Genomic DNA, 24,055 nt, shown 5'->3' on the forward strand with positions numbered 1-24,055 from the left:
CCGCACGATATGGCTGAAAACGCCTAGAAAAACAGGCTTTTTCGACATTCTGCACAGCAATCTTCGCAAAAATGCGCCGTCGCAGTGCGAGAAATGCCTTATTTTGCCGCGGATTCTCGCGCAGCCGCTTGTTCCGCAGCCTGGCTTCCCTAACACGCGGCAAAGTGATTCGCTGAAAAAACCCTATAAAAAAGCCGCGCCCGGCGATTTGCGGGCGCGGCCTTTGGTCGATTCTGCTCGCTCGAGCGAGCCGCTCAGACTCCGGTCTGCGTGATGAACTTGATGTTGAAGTAGGCCTCCATGGCCTCGGTGCCCCCCTCGGAGCCGTAGCCGGAGTCCTTCACGCCGCCGAACGGCACCTCGGGCAGCGCCAGTCCGAAGCTGTTGATCGACATCATGCCGGCCTCGACCTGCGAGCCGATCGCGGTCGCAGTCTTGGTCGAGCTGGTGAAGGCGTAGGAGGCAAGACCAAACGGCAGCCGGTTCGCCTCCTCGACCACCTCGTCGAGACTGGAGAAGCGCGAGATCAGCGCCAGCGGGCCGAACGGCTCCTCGTTCATGGCCCGCGCGGTCTTCGGCACGTCCGAGACCACGGTCGGCTCGAAGAAGTAGCCCTTGTTGCCGACGCGGTGGCCGCCGGTCTCGAGCTTGGCGCCCTGGCTGACCGCATCCTGCACCATGCCCTCGATGGCGGTGACGCGGCGCGGATTGGCAAGCGAGCCCATGGTGGAGCCGGCATCCATGCCGTTGCCGACCTTGACCGCCTTGGCGCCTTCGACGAACTTGGCGACGAACTCCTTGAACACGTCGTCCTGCACCAGCATGCGGGTCGGCGAGATGCAGACCTGGCCGGCATTGCGATACTTCGCGGCCACCAGGATCTTCGCCGCGGTGGCGACGTCGGCATCCTTGAACACCATCGCCGGGGCATGGCCGCCGAGCTCCATGGTGGCGCGCTTCATGTGCAGGCCGGCGAGCGCGCTGAGCTGCTTGCCGACCGAGGTCGAACCGGTGAAGGAGATCTTGCGGATCACCGGATGCGGGATCAGGTATTCGGAGATTTCCGCGGGCACGCCATAAACGAGATTGATCACACCGTCGGGCACGCCGGCATCGACGAAGGCGCGGATCAACTGCGCGGGCGAAGCCGGCGTCTCCTCCGGCGCCTTGACGATGATCGAGCAGCCGGCGGCGAGCGCGGCGGAGAGCTTGCGCACCACCTGGTTGATCGGGAAATTCCACGGCGTGAACGCTGCGACCGGACCGACCGGCTCGCGAAGCGAAAGCTGGTAGATGCCGGGCCCGCGCGCCGGAATGACGCGGCCATAGGAGCGCTTGCCTTCTTCGGCAAACCACTCGATCACGTCGGCAGCCGCCATCGCCTCCATCTTGGCTTCGGCCAGCGTCTTGCCCTGCTCCATGGTCAGCAGCGGCGCGATCTCGTCATTGCGCTCGCGCATGATGGCGGCCGCCTTACGCATGATGCGGCAGCGCTCGAACGGCGCGACCGCACGCCAGACCTTGAAGCCGGCGGCGGCGGCCGCCAGCGCCTCGTCGAGGTCCGCCTTGCCGGCATGGGCGACGGTACCGATCACCTCCTCGGTGGCGGGGTTGACCACTTCGATCACCTTCCCCGACTGGGCCGGCCGCCACTTGCCGCCGATGAACAATTGCGTGTTGGAATAGGCCAACGGACTCTCTCCCTGTGTTGTTGATTTTGCGTTGGAATGGATGGTGGGACGGGCTCCCTTTTAGACTGACCTCCGGGAGTAGGCTAGGTGAGAAAACCGCCGGTTTCCTGCGACTCACCTGGTCACTATTGCGAGCCAGCGATGGCTTCGGCGGCCCCTGTCAAATTCGGCCCGAGATAGACGCGGAAGCGCGGCTCGGCCACCAGAGCACGGAAATCCGGCTTCCGCGTCACGCCGCCGTCGGCGACGAAGAGAAACTGCCCGGCGATCTCGGCGAGGATTTCCAGATGCCAGCCGGCCGTCGGATGCATGCAAAGCACCACCAGCTTTCCTTCCCCCCGCAGCTTGCGGAAGAAATCCAGCATGAAGCCGATATAGCCGTCCTGCAGGTTGAACTGCGGCTCGTCGAACAGATGCACCAGCGGCGAGGCGGTCGGCGACGGCGCCAGGAAAACCGACGGCACGCGCTTGCGAAAGCGCCGCACCTGGTAGGACTGGTGATAATGGATCGCCAGCCGGTCGCGCTCGCGATATTTGACACGGTGGATATCGGTGCCGGCGACGAGCACCCGGCCGGACGTCGGCGCATTGGAGCCGGTCATCATCTCGAACAGCGTCGTCTTGCCGGCGCCGTTGGGCCCGACGACCCCGACGATCCCGGGCTCCTCCAGCGCGAGGTCGGCCTTCAGGGTGAACGTCGGGCGACGCACGATCCGGCCTCGCGTATAGACCTTGCGAACTCCGTCGAGAACCAGCAGGGGCGCGGCCATTATTGAACTCCAAGCAGTCGTTGGCGCAGCGCACGATCGTCGCGAAGGATTGCGGCCTCGCCGCTCCAGACGATGCGGCCGCGGTCGATCACCGCGGCATGATCGGCTACCGACAGCGCGATCTCCGCATTCTGCTCGACCACGAGGGAGGCGATGCCCCCTTCCTTCATCCGCAGAATGGTCGAAAGCACGTCGCCGACGATCTTGGGCGCCAGGCCCTGGCTCGGCTCATCGAACAGCACGAGGCCAGGCGAGCCGACCAGCGCCCGCGCGATCGCCACCATCTGCATCTCGCCCCCGGAGAGATTTTCGCATTCGCGTTCCATCAGATATTCCAGCGGCGAGAAAATTGCGCAGGCTTCCTTGACGCTCCAGTTGCGGAACCGGGTGCGCTTTTGCGCGATGCCGAGGTTGCGCGCCACGGTCAGCGTCGGACACAGCCGCCGGTCGTCCGGCACCCAGCCGACTCCGGCCTGCGCGACCTCATGCGTGGCGCTTCTGGTCACGTCGCGGCCGTCGAACTTGACCATTCCGCGGCGCGGACGCGTCAGGCCGAGGATCGAGCGGAGCATGGTGGTCTTGCCGGCGCCGTTCGGACCCAGCAGGGCAAACACCTTCGCTTGCTCGATGGCGAGCGAAGCGCCGAACAGCACCTGGGTTTCACCGTAGAAGGTATCGACGCCGTCGACTTCGAGGATCATGCGAACCTCCCGAGATTGGAGCGCCTGACCCATTCGTTCTGCTGCAGCTCGTGCGGCGTGCCGCGCGCCACCACCTGTCCCCAGTGGATCACGGATATGCGGTCCGCCAGCGAGAACAGAAACTCCATGTCGTGCTCGATCGCAACGATGGTCAGCTTGCCCTTGAGCCGGCCGACCAGCGCCGTCAGGCGTTGAACGCCGTCGGAGCCGAGGCCGGAGGTCGGCTCGTCCAGGCACAGCACGCGCGGCTCCTGCGCCAGCGCTACCGCAATCTCCAGCGCGCGCCGGTCGCCGTAGGAAAGGTCTTTGGCGCGGACGTCGGCCTTTTCGGCCAGACCCACGGCCGCGAGCGCCTCCGATGCCTTGTCGGCGAATCGACGATCGGCTGCGGCGGCCTGCCAGCCGTCAAAGCCCCGCGCGCGAAACGCCGGCAATCCCATCATGACGTTGTCGAGGGCGGAGTATTCGTCGAACAGCGTCATGATCTGGAAGGAGCGGGCGACGCCCTTGGCGGCGATCCTGTGCGGGCTCAGGCCCGTGACATCCTCGCCGCCGAGCCGGATCGAGCCGCGGCTCGGCTTCACGCGGCCGGTCAGCACGTTGAAGAAGGTGGTCTTGCCGGCGCCGTTCGGTCCCATGACACCGTGAAACTCGCCCTCGCCCACCGCGAGGTCGACGCTTTCCAGCACCACGCGGTCGCCGAAGCGGACATGCACGCCCGAGGCCTCGATCATGCTCATCGCCCGCCCCCGAACAAAAGGCGCATTGCGGAATGGCCGCGCTCGCGCAAGGCACCCAGCGAGCGGCGTTGCAGCGCCGCCGAGATCGCGCCGGCAATCCCCTCCGGGCGGAACAGCACGATCGCCATGAACAGGAGGCCGAAATAGAGCATCCAGGCGTTGGTCAGCGCGCCGATCACGTCGCGCGCGATCAGGAACACGAACACGCCGATCACCGGCCCCCAGAAGCTGACGAGGCCGCCGCCGACCAGCGTCATCATCACGACGTAGCCCGATTGATGCAGGCTCATGACGTCGGGGAACGCTGCGAGCTGCGCCATCGCGAACAGGCCGCCGGCAAATCCGGAGATCGCCGCCGAAAGGGTGAAGACCGAAGCCTTGTAGAGCCAGACATTGTAGCCGAGATGCGATGCACGGATCTCGCTCTGGCGGATCGCGGCGACGATGCGGCCGTAGGGCGAATTCACCAGCCGCCACAGCGCGGCGATGCCGATCGCGAACACCGCCAGCACGAAATAATAGAAGGCGACATTGTCGGCGAGATCGAACGAGACGAAGCCGAAATCCGCCGGCAACCGCCTGATCTTGAGCAGGCCATCCTCGCCGCCGGTGACACCATGCCACTTGATCGCCACTGTCCAGAAGATCTGGCCGAATGCGATGGTCATGAACGCATAGTAGATGCCGCGCCGGTGCGAGATGAACAGCGCCACCAGCGCGCCGGCCAATCCCGCGACGATCGCCGCGGCCGCAAGACAGATCCAGAGGTTGGCGACAAGATCGAACTGGCACAGGCCGAACGCGTAGGCGCCGATCCCGAAATAGGCGCCATGGCCGAACGACGGCAGACCCGCCGTCCCCAGCACGAGATTGAATGCTAGCGCATAGAGCGACCAGATCAGAATCTCGATGCCGAGATAAGGATAGAGCCCGATGCGGGAAATCCAGACCGGCACGGTCGCGAGCACGAGCCAGAGCACGAGCATCGCCGGAGTGACGAGGCGCGCCGCATCCGGCGAATTGGTGGGGGCGGCAATCATCATCAGGCCTCGAGCACGCTCTTCTTGCCCCAGAGGCCGCGCGCCCGGAACGTGACGACGGCGACGAGCAGGATGTACATCGACAGCAGCGACCACTCCGACGCATAGGCGCCGGAAAGCCCGACACAGAGGCCGACCAGCAGCCCGGCAACGACCGCGCCCCAGAAGCTGCCGACGCCGCCGAGCACGATCACCAGGAATGCCGGGATGACGGCATCGACGCCCATGTGCGGACGCACGCCCCAGATCGGCGCAACGATGATGCCGGCTAGCGCCGCCAGCACGGTGCCGAACATGAATACGAGAAGGCGCAGCCGCGACAGGTTGATGCCGAGCGCACGCACGATCTCGCTGTCATGCGCGCCGGCCTTCACCGTGGCGCCAAACGGGGTCTTTTCGATCAGCAGCCAGACCAGCGCGATGATGCCGGCGGCGATGCCTGCCGCGTAGAAGCGATAAGTCGACCAGATCAGGTCTCCGAACAGGAAGCCGCCGCTGACAGCCTGCGGCACCTGCAGCACATAGTCGCGCGTGCCCCACACCAGGCGGATCAGTTCCTCGATCACCATCGCCGCGCCGAACGTCAGCAGCAACCCGTACAACGGGTCCTTGCCATAGGTCCGCCGCATGCAGAACTCGATGATCCCGCCGACGAAACTGACGATGACGGGCGCGATGATCAGCGTCGCCGCGTAGCGCCAGCCCAGCGGCAAAGCGAGCCAGGCACTCGCGAGGTCCGCCGGAAGCGGCGGGCGCGGTCCCATCATCTGCACGGCGATGTAGGCGCCGAGCGCGAACAGCGAACCGTGCGCCAGGTTGATCTGCTCCATCAGCCCGACGATCAGCATGAAGCCGAGCGCGATCAGCGCGAACAGAAGGCCCAGCGTCAGGCCGTTGAGGATATGCGGCAGAAGGTCGAACACGCTCTTGGCCCTGCAGAAACTGTCGCCGTTCGGGACAGCCCGAAGCGGCGGCGCGCCGGATGCGCGCCGCACGACGCAAAGATGACGGCCGGCGTCAGGAATCGACCATCGGCACCTGCTCGTAAGGAACGAGCTTGCACTTCCCGGCCGCGGCGTCGTCCTTTGCAACCTTCGGCTCGGTCCAGCTTATGATCTCGAAGAGATCGGTCTTGTCGGCCGGCTTGGCGTTGCGGCGCGCCAGATAGATCGTCTGCTGCATCTGGTGCGTCGCGGGGTCCATGTAGGCGTCGAAATGCTGCATGCGCTCGGTCGCCGATATCTTCAGGTTCTCGAGCTCCTTGATGATCTTGACGTTGTTGGTGGAGCCCGCCCGCTCGATCGCACGCAACAGCTCGCGCGTCGCCATGTAGCCGTTGTAGGAGACGTTGCCGGGCACCGGGATCGGCCCGTCCTTGTTGGCGGCCTGCCACTTCTTCACGAAGTCGGCGACACCGGGCAGCGGCAGCTTGTGATACCAGGTGGTGCCGAACACGCCGAACAGGCTGTCGGGCGAGCCCCACACGTCGGGCCAGTCCTGCTGGTTGTTGATCCAGGCCGGCTTGCCGTCGAGCTTGAGCTGGGCGACCTGCTCGCGCAGCGCCTTGATGTCGTCGCCGCCGATCGCGGTCGCCACCACGTCGGGCTTGGCCTGCTGGATCTTCAGCAGATACGCGGTGAAGTCGCGGGTGTTCTGCGGCACCAGCAGATTGTCCACGATCTTGCCGCCGGCGCCTTCGACCTGTGTCTTGGTCGCGGCCGAGGTGGTGTGCCCCCAGACGTAGTCGTTGGTCAGCAGCATCCATTTCTTGCCGATGGAATCGACGGCGTTCTTCACAGAGGCCTTGGAGAAGTTGGTGCCGTTGCCGTCCCATACGAACTTGATGCGGGAGCAGTTCTCGCCGGCCTCGCTGGGCGCCGAGGAATTTGTGTTGAGGTAGATCACGCCGTACTTGGCCGCCACCTGGGTGATGGCGTTGGCGACGCCGGAATGGACCGCGCCGATCAGGATGGTGCAGTCCTCGCGCGTGATGAAGCGCTCGGCGATTCGGCTGCCGGTGGCGGGCGTCGTCTCCGTGTCCGCCGTCGTCCAGGTGACCTTGCGGCCGAGCACCCCGCCCTTGGCGTTGAACTCCTCGATCGCCATCTTGATGCCGCGCAGATCGTCCTGGCCGCTGTTGCCGTACTGACCGCTGGCATCGCAGGTCAGCCCCAGCTTGATCGGCTTCGCTCCTTGCGCGAACGCGCGATTCTCCTTCCACGGCCCGAAGAAGCTGCCGCTGCCGCCGATGACGCTCGCCATCAGCGTGCCCTTCAAAACACTCCGCCGCGAAACCCGATGTCGCTTCATGGCTCCCTCCCTTGAAAAGTTTTTCTTGTTGGACCATAGAATATCTATTCCATTTTGTATGTAAAGTGGAATATTTGATCCGAATGATGGAATACCGCTAAAAGGGATGACCCGATCCGGAGTGACCTCCCCGATGAACAAGCCATCCGGCGCCATGAGCTATGACGAGCTGCGCGGCGCCATCGCGCAGCGGCACCGCGCGCTGTCCGGCCGCCTGCAACAGATCGCCGAGTTCGTGCTCGATCATCCGACCGACGTCGCGCTCGGCACGGTGGCGGAAGTGGCGCAGCGATCCGGCGCGCCGCCTTCGGCGATCGTCCGCTTCGCGCATGCGCTCGGCTTCGGCGGCTTCACCGAGATGCAGCAGGTGTTCCGCAACCGCCTCGTCGCCGGCGTGGCGCCGAGCTACAAGGCGCGCCTGGCGCGCATGAAGAGCGAGGAGAAGTCGGTGCTCGGCCGCAAGCCGGCGGCGGTGCTGTCGCGCTTCGTGTCGGAAGCGCAATCGTCGCTGGTGACGCTCAGCCAGTCCGTGCACAACCGCGAGCTCGATGCCGCCACCGCCATCCTTGCGAAAGCGCGCGATATCTACCTGCTCGGCCTCGGCGGCTCGTTCCCGGTCGCCACGCATCTGGCCTATGTGCTGCGCAAGCTCGGCCGCCGCGTCGTGCTGCTCGACGGCCTCGGCGGCAGCATTCACGAGCAATCGCATGCCGCGACGTCCGAAGACGCCCTGGTCGCCATCAGCTTCCGCAACTATTATCCCGACACCGCGCGGCTGTTTCCCGAGCTGGTCGCGCGGCGGGTGCCCACGATCTCCATCACCGACAGCCTGCTGAGCCCGATCGTCGAGGGCGCCAGCGTCGTGTTCGAGATCCAGGACATGCCGGAGCCGGCGCTGCGCACGCTGGTCGCGCCGATGTGCCTGGTGCAGGCGCTCGCGATCGGCCTCGACCTTTCGTCGGACTGACGGCCAACCCGGGAGAACGAGATCATGGTTTCGCATGACACAAAAACGCTTGCCGGCAAGGTCGCACTCATCACCGGCGCGGGCCGCGGCCTCGGCCGCGCCTTTGCCGAGAAGCTGGCTGACATGGGCGCCAATGTGGCCATCCACGGCATGCGCGAGAACGGCCCGGCCGAGTATGGCGAGGGCACGACGCTGACCGCGGTCGCGCAGGAGATCGGCAAGCAATATGGCGTCCGCAGCCATCGCGTGCTCGGCGACCTCACCAGAAGCGACGACATCGCCCGCGTGGTCGCCGAGACCGAAAAGGCACTGGGGCCGATCGACATCCTCGTCCACAACGCCGGCGGCGACATCGCAGCCGCCGGCGGCAAGCCGAACCCGAACGATGCCGTCCACATCAAGGAAGAAGACGTGCGCGCGGTGCTCGACCGCAATTTGCTCGCGACCATCCTGACCTGCCAGGCGGTGGCGCGCGGCATGATGGAGCGCAGGAGCGGCCGCATCGTCACCATCGGCTCGGTCGCCGCCTTCAAGGGCCGCACCAATTCTTCCATCTATGCGGTGGCGAAGGCCGGCATGACCCATTACACCCGCTGCCTCGCCGACCAGCTCCGGCCTTACGACATCGCGGTGAACTGCATCGCCCCGGGCGACACCCGCACCGGCCGCTTCCTGGGCACGCGGGCGGTGGACGAGAAACGCATGGTCGAGAGCGGCACGCTGGACCGCATCGCCACCGTCGACGAGGTCGCCCGCGTGGTCGAGTTCTTTGCCGGACCGCAGGCGGCCTTTGTCTCGGGACAGGTGTTGCGGGTCGACGGCGGCGGGCAGTGCTGGCCGGGGTAGCCGCGATCCTTTGACGGGTCCCTGCCTTTCTGCTCTAGGGTCAGCCATGGCATCCGACCAACCGCGTATCGATTTTTCCGGCGGCGCCGTCGGCTATCGCTTCCGGCGTAGCGGCGAGCGCGGCCATCCGCTGGTCCGGGCCGCCGGGATCAAGCGCGATCACATGCCCAGCATCGTCGATGCCACGGCCGGTCTCGGCCGCGATGCCTTCCTGCTGGCATCGGCGGGGGCAATGGTCACGTTGATCGAGCGTTCCACCGAAGTGCATGCGCTGCTCAAGGACGCTCTCGCCCGAGCCGCCATGGAATCCCCCGAGCTTGCAGAGGTCGTCGGCCGGATGACGCTGGTCCATGGCGACGCCCGTTATCTCCTTCCCGAATTGAAGCCCGACGTCGTGATCGTCGATCCCATGCATCCGCCGCGGCGCAACACCGCCCTGGTAAAGAAGGAGATGCGTCAGCTTTCCAGCATCGTCGGCGCCGATGAAGACGCGGCTGAGCTGATGCGGATCGCGCTCGCCACGGCCCGGGAACGCGTGGTGCTGAAGTGGCCGCTGCGCGCGGCGCCCCTGCTGGAAGCGCCAAAGCCGTCGCATCAATATGCCGGCAAGACGGTGCGCTACGAGGTGTTCGTCACCGCGCTCAAGCCTCACGTGAAGTAGCAGCGCGGTAGACAGTGTCCTGTGATATCAGGCAATTGCGCCTTGACCCTGCCGGCGCTTCGCAGGATATTTTTCCTCGATCGACCGAGTGGCAACTAGGGTTCCGGACGGTTTTTGCCGTTGCAGGTCCGAGCGTTGCGGAGACCGCGGCCCGACAAAGCCGCGGCTGCACCCGAGGGGAAAAAGCCCAGAGGAGGAGACGTCGAGATCAATCTTGCGGGCGCCGCGCCCCGGAGGTCTCATGTCGCTTGTCCCCCTCTCCCTTGTCGTCGTCGCAGCTCTCATCCATGCCAGCTGGAACCTGCTCGCCAAACGCGCGGCCGCTGCCGGCCCCGCTTTCGTCCTGGCCTACAATTTGGTGGCGACCGTCGCGTACCTGCCCTGGGTGATCTGGCTGCTCGCCACCCGCGAGCAAATCTGGAGCTGGCCGATCGCCTTCTGCTTCCTCGCCAGCGCCATCATCCATCTCGGCTACAGCCTGTGCCTGCAGCGCGGCTATCAGGTCGCCGACCTCAGCGTGGTCTACCCGATCGCGCGCGGCACCGGCCCGCTGTTCTCCTCGATCGGCGCCTTCATCCTGTTGCAGGAGCCGCCGACCTGGCTTGGCGTGCTTGGCCTCATCGCGGTCGTCATAGGGATCGGCTGCATATCGACCCAGGGCAATCTCGCCGCCTTCCGCCAGCCCAAGGGACAGGAAGGCGTGCGCTGGGGGTTGAGCACCGGCTCCCTGATCGCCGCCTACACGGTGGTCGACGGCTATGGCGTGAAAGTGCTCGCCATTCATCCCGTGTTGCTCGACTGGTTCTCCAACTTCCTGCGTCTGTTCCTGCTGGGGCCGGTGATGCTGCGCAATCCCGCGCAGATGATGAAGGCCATGCAGGGCCATTGGTGGCTCGCCGTCGGCGTCGGCCTGTTCTCGCCGCTGTCCTATATTCTGGTGCTGTCAGCCGTGGCCATGGGTGCCCCGCTCAGCCTGGTGGCCCCGGCCCGCGAAATGTCGATGATGATCGGCGCGATGTTCGGCATGCTGATCCTGCGCGAGCCCGTCAATGCCTGGCGCGTCGGGGGCTGCGCCACGATCATTGCGGGCGTCGTGCTGCTGGGGGCCGCCTGAGACGGAGGGACCGATGAGGACATTCAGTTTGCGCGGCCATGTCGCGCTGGTGACCGGCGGCTCGCGCGGCATTGGCGCCGCGATCGTCAAGGCGCTGGGCGAAGCCGGCTGCTCGGTGGCGGTCAACTATCGCGAGCGGACGGCCGAGGCCGAGGCCCTTGCCGGGACCATCGTCAAGGCCGGTGGCGGCGCTATCGCTGTCGGTGCCGACGTCTCCAAAGCCGATGCGGTCGCAGCGATGGTCGAACGCGCAAGCCGCGAGCTAGGTCCCATCGACATCCTCGTCAACAATGCCGGCATCGCCATCGTCCGCGGCGTCGATGACCTCACCGAAGCCGATTTCGACCAGACCATGCTGGTGAACCTGAAATCGGCTTTCCTCTGCACGCAGGCCGTGCTGCCGGGCATGCGAGCGAAAAGATGGGGACGCATCGTCAACATCTCCTCGGGCGCTGCCCGCGGCGCCGGCGCGATCGGGCCGCACTACAATGCGTCAAAGGCCGGCCTGGAGGGACTGACCCGCGGCTATGCCGCCCGCCTCGTCAAGGATGGCATCACCGTCAATGCGGTGGCGCCCTCGCTGATCGAGACCGACATGATGAAGGGCCAGCCGCAGCTCGTCAGCCGCATCCCGCTCGGCCGCTTCGGCCAGCCGGAGGAAGTCGCCAAGGCCGTGTTGATGCTGATCGACAACCCCTACATGACCGGCCAGACGATCGCGATGAGCGGCGGCATGGCGTTCAACTGATCAAGACGCGCCGACGATCGACTGTGCCCGGCGGCCTTGCCAAACGCCTCGTCAGATGACGGTCATCGGGCCGCGCACGGGCGCCTCGACGCCCATCGTTTCCTCGCAGATCGCGACGCCCAGCGATTGCAGCACCGGCCGGTGGCCGGTCGGCGGGACACGCAGCAGCTTTTCCCCGATCGCGTTGAGGCGTCCCAGCGGCGTCTGCGCTTCCACGCGCGCTACCCATGCACTGGTCCTCGGCCAACGCGCTGCGTCAAAGCTCGCGCGCGCCCAGCGCAGGTTGACGAAATGGCCGACAACCGAGAGGTCGGCAACGCTCACCGCCGCGCCGCAGACGAAGTCCGAGGCCGGCGCCCAAGCCTCGAGCTGGTCCATGACGAGCGGAAATTCCGAGACCATCGTGTTCTGAATGGCATCGAGATCGCGCGGCACCCCGAAGATGGCAGGAGCGACAGCGGCACGTCCGAATATCTTCCAGAGCATCACGTCCGACATGCGCGAATCGGCATATTCGTCGAGAAAGCGCGACCGCGCGCGAGTCGCCGGATCGGCCGGCAATATCGCGGGCTGCGGCCACTTCTCCTCCAGATATTCGCAGATCACGCTGGAATCGTTGACGACGACATCGCCGTCGATCAGCACGGGAATGCGGCGCAGCGGACTTAGTGCGGCGAAGCGGTCGCCGCCGAAAAACGGCACGATCGAGTCGATCCGGTATGCAAGCCCCTTGATCTCGCAGGTCGCCAGCACCTTGCGAACGAAGGGAGATATGTGGTTTCCGATGATCGTGAGCTCGCCCATATCGTCATCAAAGCGAGCGCGCGATCAACAGCTTCATGATCTCGTTGGTGCCGCCATAGATCTTCTGGATACGGGAATCGATGAACATGCGCGAGATCGGATATTCCTGCATGTAGCCGTAGCCGCCATGCAGCTGCAGACATTCGTCGGCGGTCTCGACCTGCTTCTGCGAGCACCACCATTTCGCCATCGAGGCGGTAACGGTATCGAGGTCGCCGGCAACCAGTCGCTCGACGCACCAGTCGACGAAGACGCGGGCGATCATCGCTTCGGTCTTGCGCTCGGCGAGCTTGAAGGCGGTGTTCTGGAACTCCAGCAGCGGCTTGCCGAACGCGGTGCGCTCCTTGGTGTATTCGGCGGTGATCTTCACCGCGCGCTCCATAGAGGCGACCGCGCCGACGGCAAGCGACAGCCGCTCCTGCGGCAATTGCTGCATCAGCTGCACGAAGCCCTGGCCCTCCTCATTGCCGAGCAGGTTTTCCGGGGGCACCGTGACATTGTCGAAGAACAGCTCCGACGTGTCGGAGGCGTGCAGGCCGATCTTGTCGAGGTTGCGCCCGCGCCGGTAGCCTTCCGCACCGGCGGTCTCCACCACGATCAGCGACAGGCCCTTGCCGCCCGGCCCGCCGGTGCGCGCCACCACGATGACGAGATCGGCGGCCTGGCCGTTGGTGATGAAGGTCTTCTGGCCGTTGATGACGTAGGAATTGCCCTGCTTCTTCGCCGTGGTCTTGACGCTCTGCAGATCGGAGCCGGTGCCAGGCTCGGTCATGGCGATGGCGCCGACCATCTCGCCAGTCGTCATCTTCGGCAGCCAGCGCTTCTTCTGCTCCTCCGAGCCGTAGTTGAGAATGTAATGCGCGACGATGGGGCTGTGGACGGAAACGCCCGTGGTCATTTCCGGCACCACGCTTTCGATGTCTTCGAGCACGGCGGCTTCATAGGCGAAAGTCGCGCCCAGCCCGCCATATTCCTCCGGGATGCTTGGCAAGAGCGCGCCCATCTCGCCCAGTCCCCGCCAGGCCGAGCGGTCCACCATCTTCTGGCTACGCCACTTCTCGGCGTGCGGCGCCAGGTCCTTGGCGAGGAATTTGCGGAACTGGTCGCGAAAGGTGTCCAGTTCCTCGGTCATCCAGGAAGAGCGATACTGCATGGAAATTCCTCAAATCAGACGATGAGACCGCCGCCGCAGACGATCACCTGACCACTGATGTAGTTCGATTCCGGGCTGCAGAACAGATAAACCGCGTCCGCCGCCTCTTCCGGGGTACCGCCGCGGCCGAGCGGGATCATCCGCCCCATGGCCTCCAGCATCTGCGGCTGGACGCCGACCTTGATGTCGCGGCCGGCGACATCGATGGTCTTCTGCTGCGTCTCGATCGGCTGGGTCAGGCGGGTGTTGATCAGGCCGAAGGCGACGCAATTGACGTTCACCTTGTAGCGCCCCCACTCCTTGCACAGCGTCCGCGTCAGGCCCACCAGCGAGGCCTTGGCGGAGGAATAGCTGGCTTGCCCGGCATTGCCGTACAGGCCGGCGATCGAGGAAATGTTGACGACCTTGCGGAACACCTCGCTGCCGGCTTCCGCCTCCTTCTTCGCCATCACCCGGATCGGCTCGGCCGCCGCGCGCAGAATGCGGAACGGCGCGACGAGATGCACGTCCAGCATCGACTGGAACTGCTCGTCGGTCATCTTCTGGATGGTGGCATCCCAGGTGTAGCCGGCATTGTTGACGATGATGTCGAGGCCCTCGAAGTTCGACAGCGCCGCGCCCACGAAGCGGTCGGCGAATCCCGCTTCCGACACGCTGCCGTTGACCGCAACGGCCTCGCCGCCCGCGGCCTTGATCTCGGCGGCGACGGCATCGCCCGGTGCGGCATCGAGATCATTGACGACGAGCTTCGCTCCTTCGCTCGCCAGCTTCAGCGCAATGGCGCGGCCGATGCCGCGGCCGGAACCGGTGACGAGCGCGACTTTTCCCTTCAGTTTCGACATGGGATTCCTTGTTCTCACAATGCGACGATGGCTTCGCCGGCAAGCTTGATCTCGCCGGTTTCATCCCTGGTGGTCAGCGCCAGCCGCGCCCGCCTCTCGCCATTTTGCTCGATGAGCTCGGCCACCGTGCCCTCGCAGGTCAGTTTCGCGCCGAGCTGCGTGATCGCGGCAAAGCGCGTCGAGAAGGAACGGATGCGCGAGGCCGGCACCGCGTCAGTCAGCGCCTGGCCGAGATAGGCCATCACCAGCATCCCATGGGAGAACACGTCGGGAAATCCGGCCTTCCTGGCAAAGTCCAGATCGACATGGATCGGGTTGTGATCGCCCGACGCCCCGCAATAGAGCGCAAGCCGATGCCGCGTGATCGGCGGAAACTCCTTGTGGACGATGCGCTCGCCCACATTCAGTCGAGCCCCACTCATGACGGCCTCGGATTGCGTACGACGACGGTGCGGGAAGTATCGGCCACATGCACGCCGTCCTGGTTGGTGACCTCGGTTTCGACGACGATCAGCGTCATCGCCCCGCCCTTCTTGTCGGTCACGCTGGTAACCCGTGACCGGAACGTCAGGACGTCGCCGATAACGACCGGCGCGAAATAGTCGAAGCGCTGCTCGCCATGCAGTACGCGCGCGAGATCGATGTCGAGTGCGTTCAGGAATTCGAATGGCTCGGTCGCGTCCATCATCTCGAGGCAGAAGAGATAGGTCGGCGGTACCGGCGTCGCGTCGTAGCCCGCCGCCCGTGCCGCCTTCTCTTCGCGATAAAGCAGATTGCTCTCGCCGAGCGTGTCGAGAAAGAAGCGCAGGCGGCCCGGCTCGACGCGCGCGGTAACCGGCGTGAACTCACGCCCGACGGCGGATTGATCGACCATGGTCAGGCGCGCTCGTATAGCGTGACGACGCAGGCGCCGCCGAGCCCGAGATTGTGCTGCAGGCCGATCCGCGCGCCCTCGACCTGCGTCGCCTGCGCAGTGCCGCGCAGCTGCCGCGTCAGCTCGTAGCATTGTGCGAGGCCGGTGGCGCCGAGCGGATGACCCTTCGACAACAACCCGCCGGAGGGATTAGTGACGATCCTTCCCCCGTACGTATTGTCGCCGTCGTCGATGAAGCGCGCCGCCTCGCCTTCCCCGCAAAGGCTGAGCCCCTCATACGTGATCAGCTCGTTGTGGGCGAAGCAGTCGTGCAGCTCGACGACGTCGAGATCCTCCGGCCCAATGCCGGCGGCCTCATAGACTTTGTTGGCGGCATCGCGCGCCATGTCGAAACCGACCACCTGCATCATGTCGCCGGCGCCGAAGGTGGACGCCGTATCCGTCGTCATCGCCTGAGCGCGGATTCGCACATCGCGGCGCATGCCATGCTTTTCGGCGAACTTGTCGGACACCAGGATCGCCGCCGCCGCGCCGCAGGTCGGCGGACAGGCCATCAGGCGCGTCATGACGCCGGGCCAGATCACCTGATCGTTCATGACGTCGTCGGCGGTAACCTCCTTGCGGAACAGCGCGAGCGGATTGTTCCTGGCATGGCGGCTCGCCTTGGCCCGCACCTTGGCGAAGGCGGAGAGCGGCGTGCCGTATTTCTTCATGTGGCTGAGCCCTGCGCCGCCGAAATAGCGCAGCGCCAGCGGCACGCCGGGCGCATCGACCAGTCTGTCGGCGGCCGCGTCGAACTCGTCGAAGGCGCTGGGACGGTCGGTGAACACGGCGCCGAGCGCGCCGGGCTTCATCTGCTCGAAGCCGAGCGCCATCACGCAATCGGCCGCGCCCGACTCGATCGCCTGCCGCGCCAGGAACAGCGCGGTCGAGCCGGTCGAGCAATTGTTGTTGACGTTGACGATCGGGATGCCGGTCATGCCGACCGGATAAAGCGCGCGCTGCCCGCAGGTGGAATCGCCATAGACATATCCGACATAGGCCTGCTGCACCTTGCCGTAGTCGATGCCGGCATCGCCAAGCGCCAGCGTCGCGGCCTCCGCGCCCATCACGTGATACGGCGCGTTGGCGCCAGGCTTGACGAAGGGGATCATGCCGACGCCGGCGACCATGGTGCGCGAACTCATCGCTTCCTCCCGAAAATTACCTGCTGGACTGTTGCTTACCCATGGGTAATATACAGCTACTTCTGTGTCAACGCCGGAAAGCCACTTCGAAATGGACGGATCGCCCTCCTCCGCCACCCACCAGTCGCCATGGATGCCGTTCGAGAGCCGCCGCCGCGCCCGCGACGAGAAGCGCGAGGCGGTGCTGCGCACGGCGGTGCAGCTCTTTCTCGAGCAAGGCTATCACGGCACCACGCTCAACGATGTCGCCGAGCGGCTCAATATCACCAAGCCTGCGCTCTACAACTACTTCCGCGGCAAGGACGAAATTCTCTACGAGTGCTGGGCGATCGGAGCGGAGCGCGTTGACGACCGCATTGGCGAGATCGCGGCCGCCGGCGGCAGCGGACTGACGAAACTGCGCAAGCTGATCGTCAGCTACGCCGAGCTGATGACGATGGATTACGGCAAGAGCCTCGTTCGCTTCGACGTGCGCGACCTCAGCGAGCACAACAGGAAGATCGTCCAGGCCTCCAAGAGGAAGATCGATCGCGCGTTTCGCGCCTACATCAAGGATGGCATCGCCGACGGCTCGATCAAGCCGTGCGACGTCAAGCTGTCCGCCTTCGCCATCGCCGGCTCGCTGAACTGGATCGGTCACTGGTATCAGCCGGGCGGCGCCTTGTCGGGGGAAGCGATCGCACGCGAGTTTGCGGTCCGCCTCACCGAGGGGATCGCGGCAAGGCAATCGGGAAACAAGGCGAAGAAACCGCCGGCAAACGTCAAGCGTGGAGGAACGCGATGAACATCACCCATGGCCTGCGGCGCGCGCTGCAGATCAATCCGAACGGCCTCGCCATCGTCTGTGGCGACCGACGCAAGAACTGGCGCGAGGTCGGCGACCGCGTGGCCCGGCTGGCGGCCGGCATCCGCGCGCTGGGCGCGCAGGCCGGTGAGCGCGTCGCGATCCTGTCGCTGAATTCCGACCGCTATCTCGAGCTTTATCTCGCCGCCGGCTGGTCCGGCACGGTGATCGTGCCGCTCAACATTCGCTGGAGCCCGCTCGAGAACGAGGACGCATTGCGCGATTGCCGCGCCGGCCTTCTGTTCGTGGACAAGGCCTTTGCTCCGGTCGGCACGGCGCTGGCGAAGGCGATCCCCGGCCTGAAGCTCGTCTATGCCGATGACGGCGAGACCCCGGCGGGCATGGAGAACTACGAGAAGCTGATCGAGCGCAACGCACCGATGCCGGACGCGATGCGCGGGAGTTCCGACCTCTGCGGCATCTTCTACACCGGCGGCACCACCGGTCGTTCCAAGGGCGTCATGCTCAGCCACGGCAATCTGATGGCGAATGCGATGAACGCGCTCGGCGAAGGCCTGTGGCCGAACAGCGCGACCTATCTGCATGCGGCGCCGATGTTCCACCTCGCCAATGGTGCGGCGATGTACTCGATCCTGCTCAGCGGCGGCTCCAACGTGGTCATCCAGGGCTTTTCGCCCGATGGCGTTGCAGCCGCGATCCAGCGCGACCGCGTTACCGATACGCTGCTGGTGCCGACCATGATCCAGACGTTAGTCGATCATCCGAAGCTTGGCGACTACGACCTGTCGTCGCTGAAAGGCATCGCTTATGGCGCTTCTCCCATCAGCGAGGCCGTGCTCGGCCGCGCCCTGAAGGCGTTGCCGAACGTGCAATTCACGCAAGCCTACGGCATGACGGAACTGGCGCCGATTGCGACGCTGCTGCACTGGAAGGAGCACATCGGCGAAGGCCGCGCCAAGGGCCGACATCGCGCCGCAGGCCGCGCCACGTTCGGCTGCGAGGTGAAGATCGTGGATGCCGACGACAAGGTCGTGCCCTACGGCACTGTCGGCGAGATCGCCGTGCGCGGCGACATTGTCATGATGGGTTATTGGGAGCGGCCGGAAGAAACCACGAAGGCCGTCATCGATGGCTGGATGCACACCGGCGACGGCGGCTACATGGACGAGGACGGCTTCGTCTACGTCGTCGACCGCGTCAAGGACATGATCATCTCCGGCGGCGAGAACATCTATTCCGCCGAGGTCGAGAACGCGCTGGCGCAACATCCGGCGGTGGCGCAGTGCGCCGTGATCGGTATCCCCAACGAACGCTGGGGCGAGCAGGTCCATGCCGTCGTGGTGGCCAAGCCCGGCGCAAAGGCGACCCCGGACGAGCTGATGGAATTCTGCAAGACGCTGATCGCCGGCTACAAATGCCCGCGCAGCGTCGAGATCACCGACAAGCCGTTGCCGCTTTCCGGCGCCGGCAAGATCCTCAAGCGCGAGCTGCGCAAGCCGTTCTGGGAAAACCGCGAGCGGCGTGTCAGTTGATATCGGCCGGCGGAATCGTAGAATCGCAGGGTGGGCAAAGCGACTTGTCCGCCGTAGCTCAAAGAGCGAAGGCGGAAGCGTGCCCACCATCACGAGCAGAGTGCCGAAGGTGGGCACGGCGCAAGAGCGCCTTTGCCCACCCTACATGTCTCGTAGAACGTTCAGGAACTCACATGGAAGCCGTCGTCGTCGAGCAGTACGATACCATCGACAACATCCCGCTGAAGGATGTCGCGCTGCCCGGCGTCTCCGCAGGCCAAGTGCGCGTCAAGGTGCAGGCCGCCAGCATCGGCTTCGTCGACGGGCTGAAGGTGCAAGGCCTCTATCAGACCAAGGACGCCCTGCCCTTCACCCCGGGAACGGAATTCGCCGGCCTCGTCGATGCCGTCGGCGCCGGGGTTACCGGTCTCGCATCAGGTCAGGCCGTGATGGGCATGGCGCGATCCGGCGCGCTCGCCGAATACATCGTCGTGCCGGCCGCGACGCTCGCCGCGATGCCAGACGGCATAGCGCCGGAAGTCGCGGCCGCCTTTCGCGCCAACTATCTCACCGCGCTCTATGCGCTTGCCGAACGGGGCTCACTCAGATCGGGCGAAATCCTGCTGGTGCTGGGTGCGGCCGGCGGCGTCGGCATTGCCGCGGTGCAGGTCGGCAAGCTGCTGGGCGCGCGGGTCATCGCTGCGGCATCGACGGAAGAGAAACGAAAATTCGCGAGCGACCACGGCGCGGACGCAACCATCGACTATACGCAGGCCAACTGGCGCGACGTGCTGAAGGAGCTGACCGGCGACCACGGCGCGGACGTGATTTACGATCCCGTCGGCGGCGAGGTATCCGTGCAGGCATTCCGTTCGATCGCCTGGAACGGCCGTCATCTCGTGGTCGGGTTTGCCGCCGGCAAGATCCCGGCCCTGCCCTTCAACCTGCCGCTGCTGAAGGGCGGCGTGCTCACCGGCGTCGATCTCGCGCAGATCGGCCGCCGGGAGCCCGAGACGGAGCGGCGCGTCACCGCGCAGCTCTTGAGCTGGTTGAGGGACAAGAAGCTCGTGCCCGTCGTCGGCCAGGTCTTTCCGTTCGCGGACTTCCGCGAGGCGTTCAGGACCATGCAGACGCGCGCTGCGCTCGGCAAGATGGTGGTGCGGATCGCCTGATAACTATCGGCGGCGTCGGACCGGCGGTGGTGGCGGTGGCGGTATGTCGCGCCGCCAGACGGTGCCGCCATCGAACTGGATCACCAGGCCGTCGGGCGTATAGACCGCGCTTTGGCCCATCGCCTCGACCCAGATCCGTGTGGTCGGAAAAAACCAGTCCCGCCATGCCCGCGACGGCACGCCGGCCTCGGTCACCACGTTCAGTTCCGGCCCGTTCTGCGTGATGTAAGGCTGATACTCCCCGCGGCACATCGCAATGCAATTGTACCTGCCGGAAAGATCGGCCGATTGCGCGGAAGCGCCGGTGGCAAAGAGCGCGACCGCGAGGCCCGCGGTCAAGGACAGCATCCTCATGAAATCACTCCACTGAACCAACAAGAGCAGAGAACCAACAAGAGCAGACGCTATGCATGATACCATGCATGCCGCCGGTCGGTATCAAGGCCGCGTGATCGACCTCGCGAAAGCGGGCGCCGCCGGGCTTCCGCGAGGGTTTCAGGCCGCTGGTTCGAGCACCATCAATCCCGTTGCCGTGTTCGAGATCGGGATGTGATAATTGGCCTGTTGCTTGCTCACTTTCTCCGGCAAGGTGCCGCGCGCCACCACCCAGTTCAGCAGCTCCACGCCCTGCGTGCCCGACAGTTCGACGAGCTCGACCGTCGAGTACTTCGTCGCCCAGGCGGGATCGCTGACCATGCTGTCCATGAACTTCAGGTCGAAATCCCTGTTGATGAAGCCGGCGCGCTCGCCGTCGAGCTGATGCGACAGCCCACCGGTACCCATGACGACGACCCGTTCGTCCTTCGGCCATGACGCGATCGCGCGCCCGAGGGCCTGGCCGAGCTTGTAGCAGCGCCTCGCCGAAGGCAGCGGCGCCTGCACCGTATTCACCACGACCGGAACGGTGCGCACCGGCCATTTCTGGTCGGGCCAGCACAGCGCCATCGGCAGGGTGAAGGCGTGATCGACCACCATCTCCTGGCAGGTGACGGGATCGAAATCCTCCGCCACCAGCGATTCAATGATGTGCCATGACAGCTCCGGATCGCCGCGGAACGGCGCGACGGTCGGGATGCCCCAGCCTTCGTCGGCGTTGCGGTATTCGGGAGCCGCACCGATCGCGAAGGTCGGCATCTTGTCGAGGAAGAAGTTGAGCCCGTGGTCGTTGTAGACGAGCACGACGACATCGGGTTTCACCTTGGCGAGCCACTCGCGCACCGGCGGAAAGCCGTCGAAGAAGGGTTTCCAGTAGGGATCGCTCTGCAGCCCCTTGGCGATGGCTCCCCCGATGGCGGGGACGTGCGAGGTCGTGATGGTGCCGACGATCTTTGCCATAACCTACCCCCTTGCCGCGAGAAGCTTGGCCTTGAACTGATCCTTGGTCAGGCCGGTTTGCTGGGCGCCGATGTCCTGCATGTCGAGGCCGAAGATTCCGGCGAACTTGGCGAGGTAGTAGGCGTTGCCGCCGGCCTCGAGCAATTGCAGCACGTTGCGATTGCGGATGGCCTCGCGCTGCTGCGGATTGAGGCCGTACTTCGCACAATAGGCGTCCTCGTCGGCGACGAAGGCCTTGCGGTTGGCGGCATCGTTGAACGAGTAGCACATCTTGTTCAGCGCATAGCCTTTGCGGGCCTGCTCGCCGTCGAAGATGGTGGTGCCCGGCACCGGCTGCCGTGATTTCGGGCTCGGCATGATATCTGCTCCCTGGTTTCCCCTCCTCTCTCCTTGGGGTCTGGAAGCAGCGTGCGCTTTGCGCCAAATCAAATTTAGCAGCAATCAAGCAGGCAATATCGCGCGCCGATTTTGGACGCGGCTCTACGCTCGCGCCAAGCGAGCGCGTCAGTGTCTCGGAAGTCGTCATGCCCGGGCTTGTCCTGGCTTGTCCCGGCCATGACGGCGCCGCTGCAGCCCCTTATGCGGCCAACTGCCGGTCGAGGTCGTGCAGCACCTGATAGCAGGGCAGCACCTGGGCGACGCTGGCGTTCGGCTCGCGGCCTTCGCGGATTGCGGCGAAGAATTCGCGGTCCTGCAGCTCGATGCCGTTCATCGACACGTCGACCCTGGAGACGTCGATCTTCTCCTCCTTGCCGTTCACCAGATCGTCGTAACGCGCGATGTAGGTGCCGGTGTCGCCGATGTAGCGGAAGAAGGTGCCGAGCGGCCCGTCATTGTTGAAGGACAGGCTCAGCGTGCAGATCGCGCCGTTCGCGGCCTTCAGCTGGATCGACATATCCATGGCGATGCCGAGGTTGGGATGGATCGGCCCCTGCACCGCATTGGCCTTCACGATCGGCGAGCGCGCCTGGTAGGCGAAGAGATCGACGGTGTGGGCGGCGTGATGCCAGAGCAGATGGTCGGTCCAGCTCCGCGGCTGGCCCAGCGCGTTCATGTTGGTGCGACGGAAGAAGTAGGTCTGCACGTCCATCTGCTGGATGTTGAACTCGCCGGCGACGATCTTGTTGCGCACCCATTGATGGCTCGGGTTGAAACGGCGGGTGTGGCCGCACATCGCAACCAGGCCGGACGTCTTCTGCAGGTCGACCACTCCTTGCGCGTCGGCCAGCGAATCCGCCAAGGGTATCTCGACCTGCACATGCTTGCCCGCCTTCATGCAGTCGATCGCCTGGCTCGCATGCATCTGGGTCGGCGTGCAGAGGATGACGGCATCGACCTCCTTCAGCGCGAGGCTGTCGGCGAGATCGGTCGAGACGTGCTTGATGCCGTACTTGTCGGCGATCTCTTTTGTCGGCTCCAGCCGGCGGCCGACCAGCGACACCACCTCGACCCCATCGATGTTCTTGATGCCGTCGAGATGCTTGATGCCAAACGCGCCCGCACCGGCGAGCGCGACCTTGATGGTCCCAGCCATATCAGTTGTTCTCCAGGATCAGATGGCCGACGGCGGTGTTGCTCGCGGGCACGTGGTAGAAGCGATGCCGCACCGTCGGCTTCTTGCCGCCCCGCAGGTCGCTCATCGCGCCGCGCGCGATCAGCCACATCACGAGCTCGATGCCCTCGCTGCCGGCTTCGCGCACATAGTCGAGATGCGGCATCTTCGACAACCCGTCGGGATCGTCGATCAACCGGTCGAGGAACATGGTGTCCCACTCCTTGTTGATCAGGCCGGCGCGCGGGCCCTGCAGCTGGTGGCTCATGCCGCCGGTGCCCCAGACCTGCACGTTGAGCGGCTCGTCATAGGACTCGATCGCCTTGCGGATCGCCTGGCCCAGCATGAAGCAGCGCCGTCCCGACGGCGGCGGATACTGCACGACGTTGACCGCGAACGGAATCACCGGGCACGGCCATGCCTGCGGCTGCCCGAACATCAGGCTGAGCGGAACGGTGAGACCGTGGTCGACATCCATCTTGTTGACGATGGTGAGATCGAAATCGTCCTGGATCACCGACTGCGCGATGTGCGCGGCGAGTTTGGGGTGGCCGATCACCTTCGGTACCGGGCGCGGTCCCCAGCCCTCGTCGGCCGGCTGGAATTCGGCGGCCGTTCCGATCGCGAAGGTCGGGATCAAATCGAGGCTGAAGGCGGTGGCGTGGTCGTTGAACACCAGGAAAATCACGTCGGGCTGCTGCTCCTCCTCCCATTGCTTGGAGAAGTCGTAGCCCTTGAACACCGGCTGCCAGTAGGCCTCGGCGGTCTTGCCGAGGTCCAGCGCAGCACCCACCGCCGGCACGTGCGAGGTGTAAACGCTTGAGCTGATGCGGGCCATTACTTCTTCTCCCCGGTCGTGCGGTTGCCTTCGATGGAGCGACCGCCCTTGACCATCATGTCGCGGTACTGCTCTTCGGTCATGCCGGTCATGCTGCCGGCCATCTGCTGAAAACTTTTGCCGTCGGTGGCGCCGATCTTGGCAAGGAAATAGATGTTGCCGCCGAGCGCGATGCAGCGGTTGAGGTCGCGCGCCATCACCGCCTGCTTCTGCTCTTCGGTCATCGGCCATTCGTCGAGATAAGCGCGCTCGTTGGCCTTGAAGCGGGCGCGGTTCTCCGCCTTCATCAAGGACATGCAGAACTGGTTCAGGTGATATCCCTCGCGCGACTTGTCGGCGTCGAAGATCGTCGTGCCGGGAATGTCGGTATAGGGTTTGTCGAGTGACATGGCTT

At 65.1% G+C, this 24,055-nt stretch carries 27 protein-coding genes; 8 read left to right on the forward strand and 19 right to left on the reverse strand.

Features of this window, described 5'->3' with window-relative positions; all coding sequences use genetic code 11:
- Positions 1–254: 254 nt before the first annotated feature.
- The 7 genes from ACT4OC_RS14570 to ACT4OC_RS14600 form a co-directional block, all read right to left on the reverse strand.
- Positions 255–1,691 (reverse strand): NAD-dependent succinate-semialdehyde dehydrogenase, encoded by a 1,437-nt coding sequence (locus tag ACT4OC_RS14570; protein ID WP_444839693.1) that lies wholly within the window; start codon positions 1,689–1,691, stop codon positions 255–257.
- A gap of 125 nt (positions 1,692–1,816) precedes the next feature.
- A complete protein-coding gene (locus ACT4OC_RS14575) occupies positions 1,817–2,461 on the reverse strand; it encodes an ATP-binding cassette domain-containing protein (protein ID WP_444839694.1) in 645 nt (214 codons plus the stop codon).
- Positions 2,461–3,162 (reverse strand): ABC transporter ATP-binding protein, encoded by a 702-nt coding sequence (locus ACT4OC_RS14580; protein ID WP_444839695.1) that lies wholly within the window; start codon positions 3,160–3,162, stop codon positions 2,461–2,463. The genes ACT4OC_RS14575 and ACT4OC_RS14580 overlap by 1 nt, the downstream gene beginning before the upstream one ends.
- Positions 3,159–3,902, reverse strand: coding sequence for an ABC transporter ATP-binding protein (locus ACT4OC_RS14585; RefSeq protein WP_444839696.1), 744 nt, complete (start codon positions 3,900–3,902; stop codon positions 3,159–3,161). Before ACT4OC_RS14585 ends, ACT4OC_RS14580 begins: the two co-directional genes overlap by 4 nt.
- On the reverse strand, positions 3,899–4,945 hold the full coding sequence (locus tag ACT4OC_RS14590; protein ID WP_444839697.1) for a branched-chain amino acid ABC transporter permease: 1,047 nt from the start codon (positions 4,943–4,945) through the stop codon (positions 3,899–3,901). Before ACT4OC_RS14590 ends, ACT4OC_RS14585 begins: the two co-directional genes overlap by 4 nt.
- Positions 4,945–5,865 carry a branched-chain amino acid ABC transporter permease gene (locus ACT4OC_RS14595; protein ID WP_444839698.1) on the reverse strand — a complete coding sequence of 307 codons (921 nt, stop codon included), beginning with the start codon at positions 5,863–5,865 and terminating at the stop codon, positions 4,945–4,947. Before ACT4OC_RS14595 ends, ACT4OC_RS14590 begins: the two co-directional genes overlap by 1 nt.
- Before the next feature lie 94 nt (positions 5,866–5,959).
- A complete protein-coding gene (locus ACT4OC_RS14600; protein ID WP_444839699.1) occupies positions 5,960–7,252 on the reverse strand; it encodes an ABC transporter substrate-binding protein in 1,293 nt (430 codons plus the stop codon).
- Positions 7,253–7,385: 133 nt separating this feature from the next.
- Here ACT4OC_RS14600 and ACT4OC_RS14605 point away from each other — a divergent pair, with 133 nt between their 5' ends.
- The 5 genes from ACT4OC_RS14605 (at position 7,386) to ACT4OC_RS14625 (ending at position 11,588) form a co-directional block, all read left to right on the forward strand.
- A complete protein-coding gene (locus tag ACT4OC_RS14605) occupies positions 7,386–8,219 on the forward strand; it encodes a MurR/RpiR family transcriptional regulator (protein ID WP_444839700.1) in 834 nt (277 codons plus the stop codon).
- A 24-nt stretch (positions 8,220–8,243) separates the two neighbouring features.
- Complete coding sequence (locus ACT4OC_RS14610) at positions 8,244–9,065, forward strand: SDR family NAD(P)-dependent oxidoreductase (protein WP_444839701.1); 822 nt, start codon at positions 8,244–8,246, stop codon at positions 9,063–9,065.
- Between the two features lie 46 nt (positions 9,066–9,111).
- The gene (locus ACT4OC_RS14615; protein ID WP_444839702.1) at positions 9,112–9,726 is read left to right on the forward strand and encodes a class I SAM-dependent methyltransferase; all 615 of its coding nucleotides are present in this window, start codon (positions 9,112–9,114) and stop codon (positions 9,724–9,726) included.
- Positions 9,727–9,967: 241 nt separating this feature from the next.
- Positions 9,968–10,840, forward strand: coding sequence for an EamA family transporter (locus ACT4OC_RS14620; RefSeq protein ID WP_444839703.1), 873 nt, complete (start codon positions 9,968–9,970; stop codon positions 10,838–10,840).
- Between the two features lie 13 nt (positions 10,841–10,853).
- The gene (locus tag ACT4OC_RS14625; protein WP_444839704.1) at positions 10,854–11,588 is read left to right on the forward strand and encodes an SDR family NAD(P)-dependent oxidoreductase; all 735 of its coding nucleotides are present in this window, start codon (positions 10,854–10,856) and stop codon (positions 11,586–11,588) included.
- Positions 11,589–11,639: 51 nt separating this feature from the next.
- Here the strand turns inward: ACT4OC_RS14625 and ACT4OC_RS14630 are convergent, their stop codons facing one another.
- From ACT4OC_RS14630 to ACT4OC_RS14655, 6 genes are read right to left on the reverse strand one after another with little or no spacing between them, the layout of a single operon-like run.
- Positions 11,640–12,392, reverse strand: a complete 753-nt coding sequence (locus ACT4OC_RS14630) for a glutathione S-transferase family protein (RefSeq protein ID WP_444839705.1) — start codon at positions 12,390–12,392, stop codon at positions 11,640–11,642.
- A 7-nt stretch (positions 12,393–12,399) separates the two neighbouring features.
- Positions 12,400–13,545: an acyl-CoA dehydrogenase family protein gene (locus ACT4OC_RS14635; RefSeq protein WP_444839706.1), complete on the reverse strand. Its 1,146-nt coding sequence runs from the start codon at positions 13,543–13,545 to the stop codon at positions 12,400–12,402.
- 14 nt (positions 13,546–13,559) lie between these two features.
- Positions 13,560–14,387, reverse strand: a complete 828-nt coding sequence (locus tag ACT4OC_RS14640) for an SDR family NAD(P)-dependent oxidoreductase (protein ID WP_444839707.1) — start codon at positions 14,385–14,387, stop codon at positions 13,560–13,562.
- 14 nt (positions 14,388–14,401) lie between these two features.
- On the reverse strand, positions 14,402–14,809 hold the full coding sequence (locus tag ACT4OC_RS14645) for a MaoC family dehydratase (RefSeq protein ID WP_444839708.1): 408 nt from the start codon (positions 14,807–14,809) through the stop codon (positions 14,402–14,404).
- Entirely contained in the window at positions 14,806–15,261 is a 456-nt protein-coding gene (locus ACT4OC_RS14650; protein ID WP_444839709.1) for a MaoC family dehydratase N-terminal domain-containing protein, read from the reverse strand. The genes ACT4OC_RS14645 and ACT4OC_RS14650 overlap by 4 nt, the downstream gene beginning before the upstream one ends.
- Before the next feature lie 2 nt (positions 15,262–15,263).
- Positions 15,264–16,448, reverse strand: a complete 1,185-nt coding sequence (locus tag ACT4OC_RS14655; protein ID WP_444839710.1) for a lipid-transfer protein — start codon at positions 16,446–16,448, stop codon at positions 15,264–15,266.
- 91 nt (positions 16,449–16,539) lie between these two features.
- Here ACT4OC_RS14655 and ACT4OC_RS14660 point away from each other — a divergent pair, with 91 nt between their 5' ends.
- The 3 genes from ACT4OC_RS14660 (at position 16,540) to ACT4OC_RS14670 (ending at position 19,936) form a co-directional block, all read left to right on the forward strand.
- On the forward strand, positions 16,540–17,232 hold the full coding sequence (locus ACT4OC_RS14660) for a TetR/AcrR family transcriptional regulator (RefSeq protein ID WP_444839711.1): 693 nt from the start codon (positions 16,540–16,542) through the stop codon (positions 17,230–17,232).
- Positions 17,229–18,785 carry an acyl-CoA synthetase gene (locus tag ACT4OC_RS14665; protein WP_444839712.1) on the forward strand — a complete coding sequence of 519 codons (1,557 nt, stop codon included), beginning with the start codon at positions 17,229–17,231 and terminating at the stop codon, positions 18,783–18,785. The genes ACT4OC_RS14660 and ACT4OC_RS14665 overlap by 4 nt, the downstream gene beginning before the upstream one ends.
- Positions 18,786–18,958: 173 nt before the next feature.
- Positions 18,959–19,936, forward strand: a complete 978-nt coding sequence (locus ACT4OC_RS14670) for an NADPH:quinone oxidoreductase family protein (protein WP_444839713.1) — start codon at positions 18,959–18,961, stop codon at positions 19,934–19,936.
- Positions 19,937–19,939: 3 nt separating this feature from the next.
- Here ACT4OC_RS14670 and ACT4OC_RS14675 read toward each other — a convergent pair whose 3' ends face one another.
- From ACT4OC_RS14675 to ligA, 6 genes are all read right to left on the reverse strand, one after another.
- Positions 19,940–20,290, reverse strand: coding sequence for a hypothetical protein (locus ACT4OC_RS14675; protein ID WP_444839714.1), 351 nt, complete (start codon positions 20,288–20,290; stop codon positions 19,940–19,942).
- A gap of 141 nt (positions 20,291–20,431) precedes the next feature.
- On the reverse strand, positions 20,432–21,271 hold the full coding sequence (locus ACT4OC_RS14680) for a class III extradiol dioxygenase family protein (protein WP_444839715.1): 840 nt from the start codon (positions 21,269–21,271) through the stop codon (positions 20,432–20,434).
- 3 nt (positions 21,272–21,274) lie between these two features.
- Positions 21,275–21,628, reverse strand: coding sequence for a protocatechuate 4,5-dioxygenase subunit alpha (locus ACT4OC_RS14685; protein ID WP_444839716.1), 354 nt, complete (start codon positions 21,626–21,628; stop codon positions 21,275–21,277).
- 220 nt (positions 21,629–21,848) lie between these two features.
- The gene (locus tag ACT4OC_RS14690; RefSeq protein WP_444839717.1) at positions 21,849–22,805 is read right to left on the reverse strand and encodes a Gfo/Idh/MocA family oxidoreductase; all 957 of its coding nucleotides are present in this window, start codon (positions 22,803–22,805) and stop codon (positions 21,849–21,851) included.
- Position 22,806: 1 nt separating this feature from the next.
- A complete protein-coding gene (locus ACT4OC_RS14695) occupies positions 22,807–23,661 on the reverse strand; it encodes a class III extradiol dioxygenase subunit beta (protein ID WP_444839718.1) in 855 nt (284 codons plus the stop codon).
- Entirely contained in the window at positions 23,661–24,050 is a 390-nt protein-coding gene (gene ligA / locus ACT4OC_RS14700) for a protocatechuate 4,5-dioxygenase subunit alpha (RefSeq protein ID WP_444839719.1), read from the reverse strand. The genes ACT4OC_RS14695 and ligA overlap by 1 nt, the downstream gene beginning before the upstream one ends.
- Positions 24,051–24,055 lie beyond the last annotated feature (5 nt).

It is taken from the genome of Bradyrhizobium sp. (genome assembly GCF_052389815.1).
GTDB lineage: Bacteria > Pseudomonadota > Alphaproteobacteria > Rhizobiales > Xanthobacteraceae > Bradyrhizobium.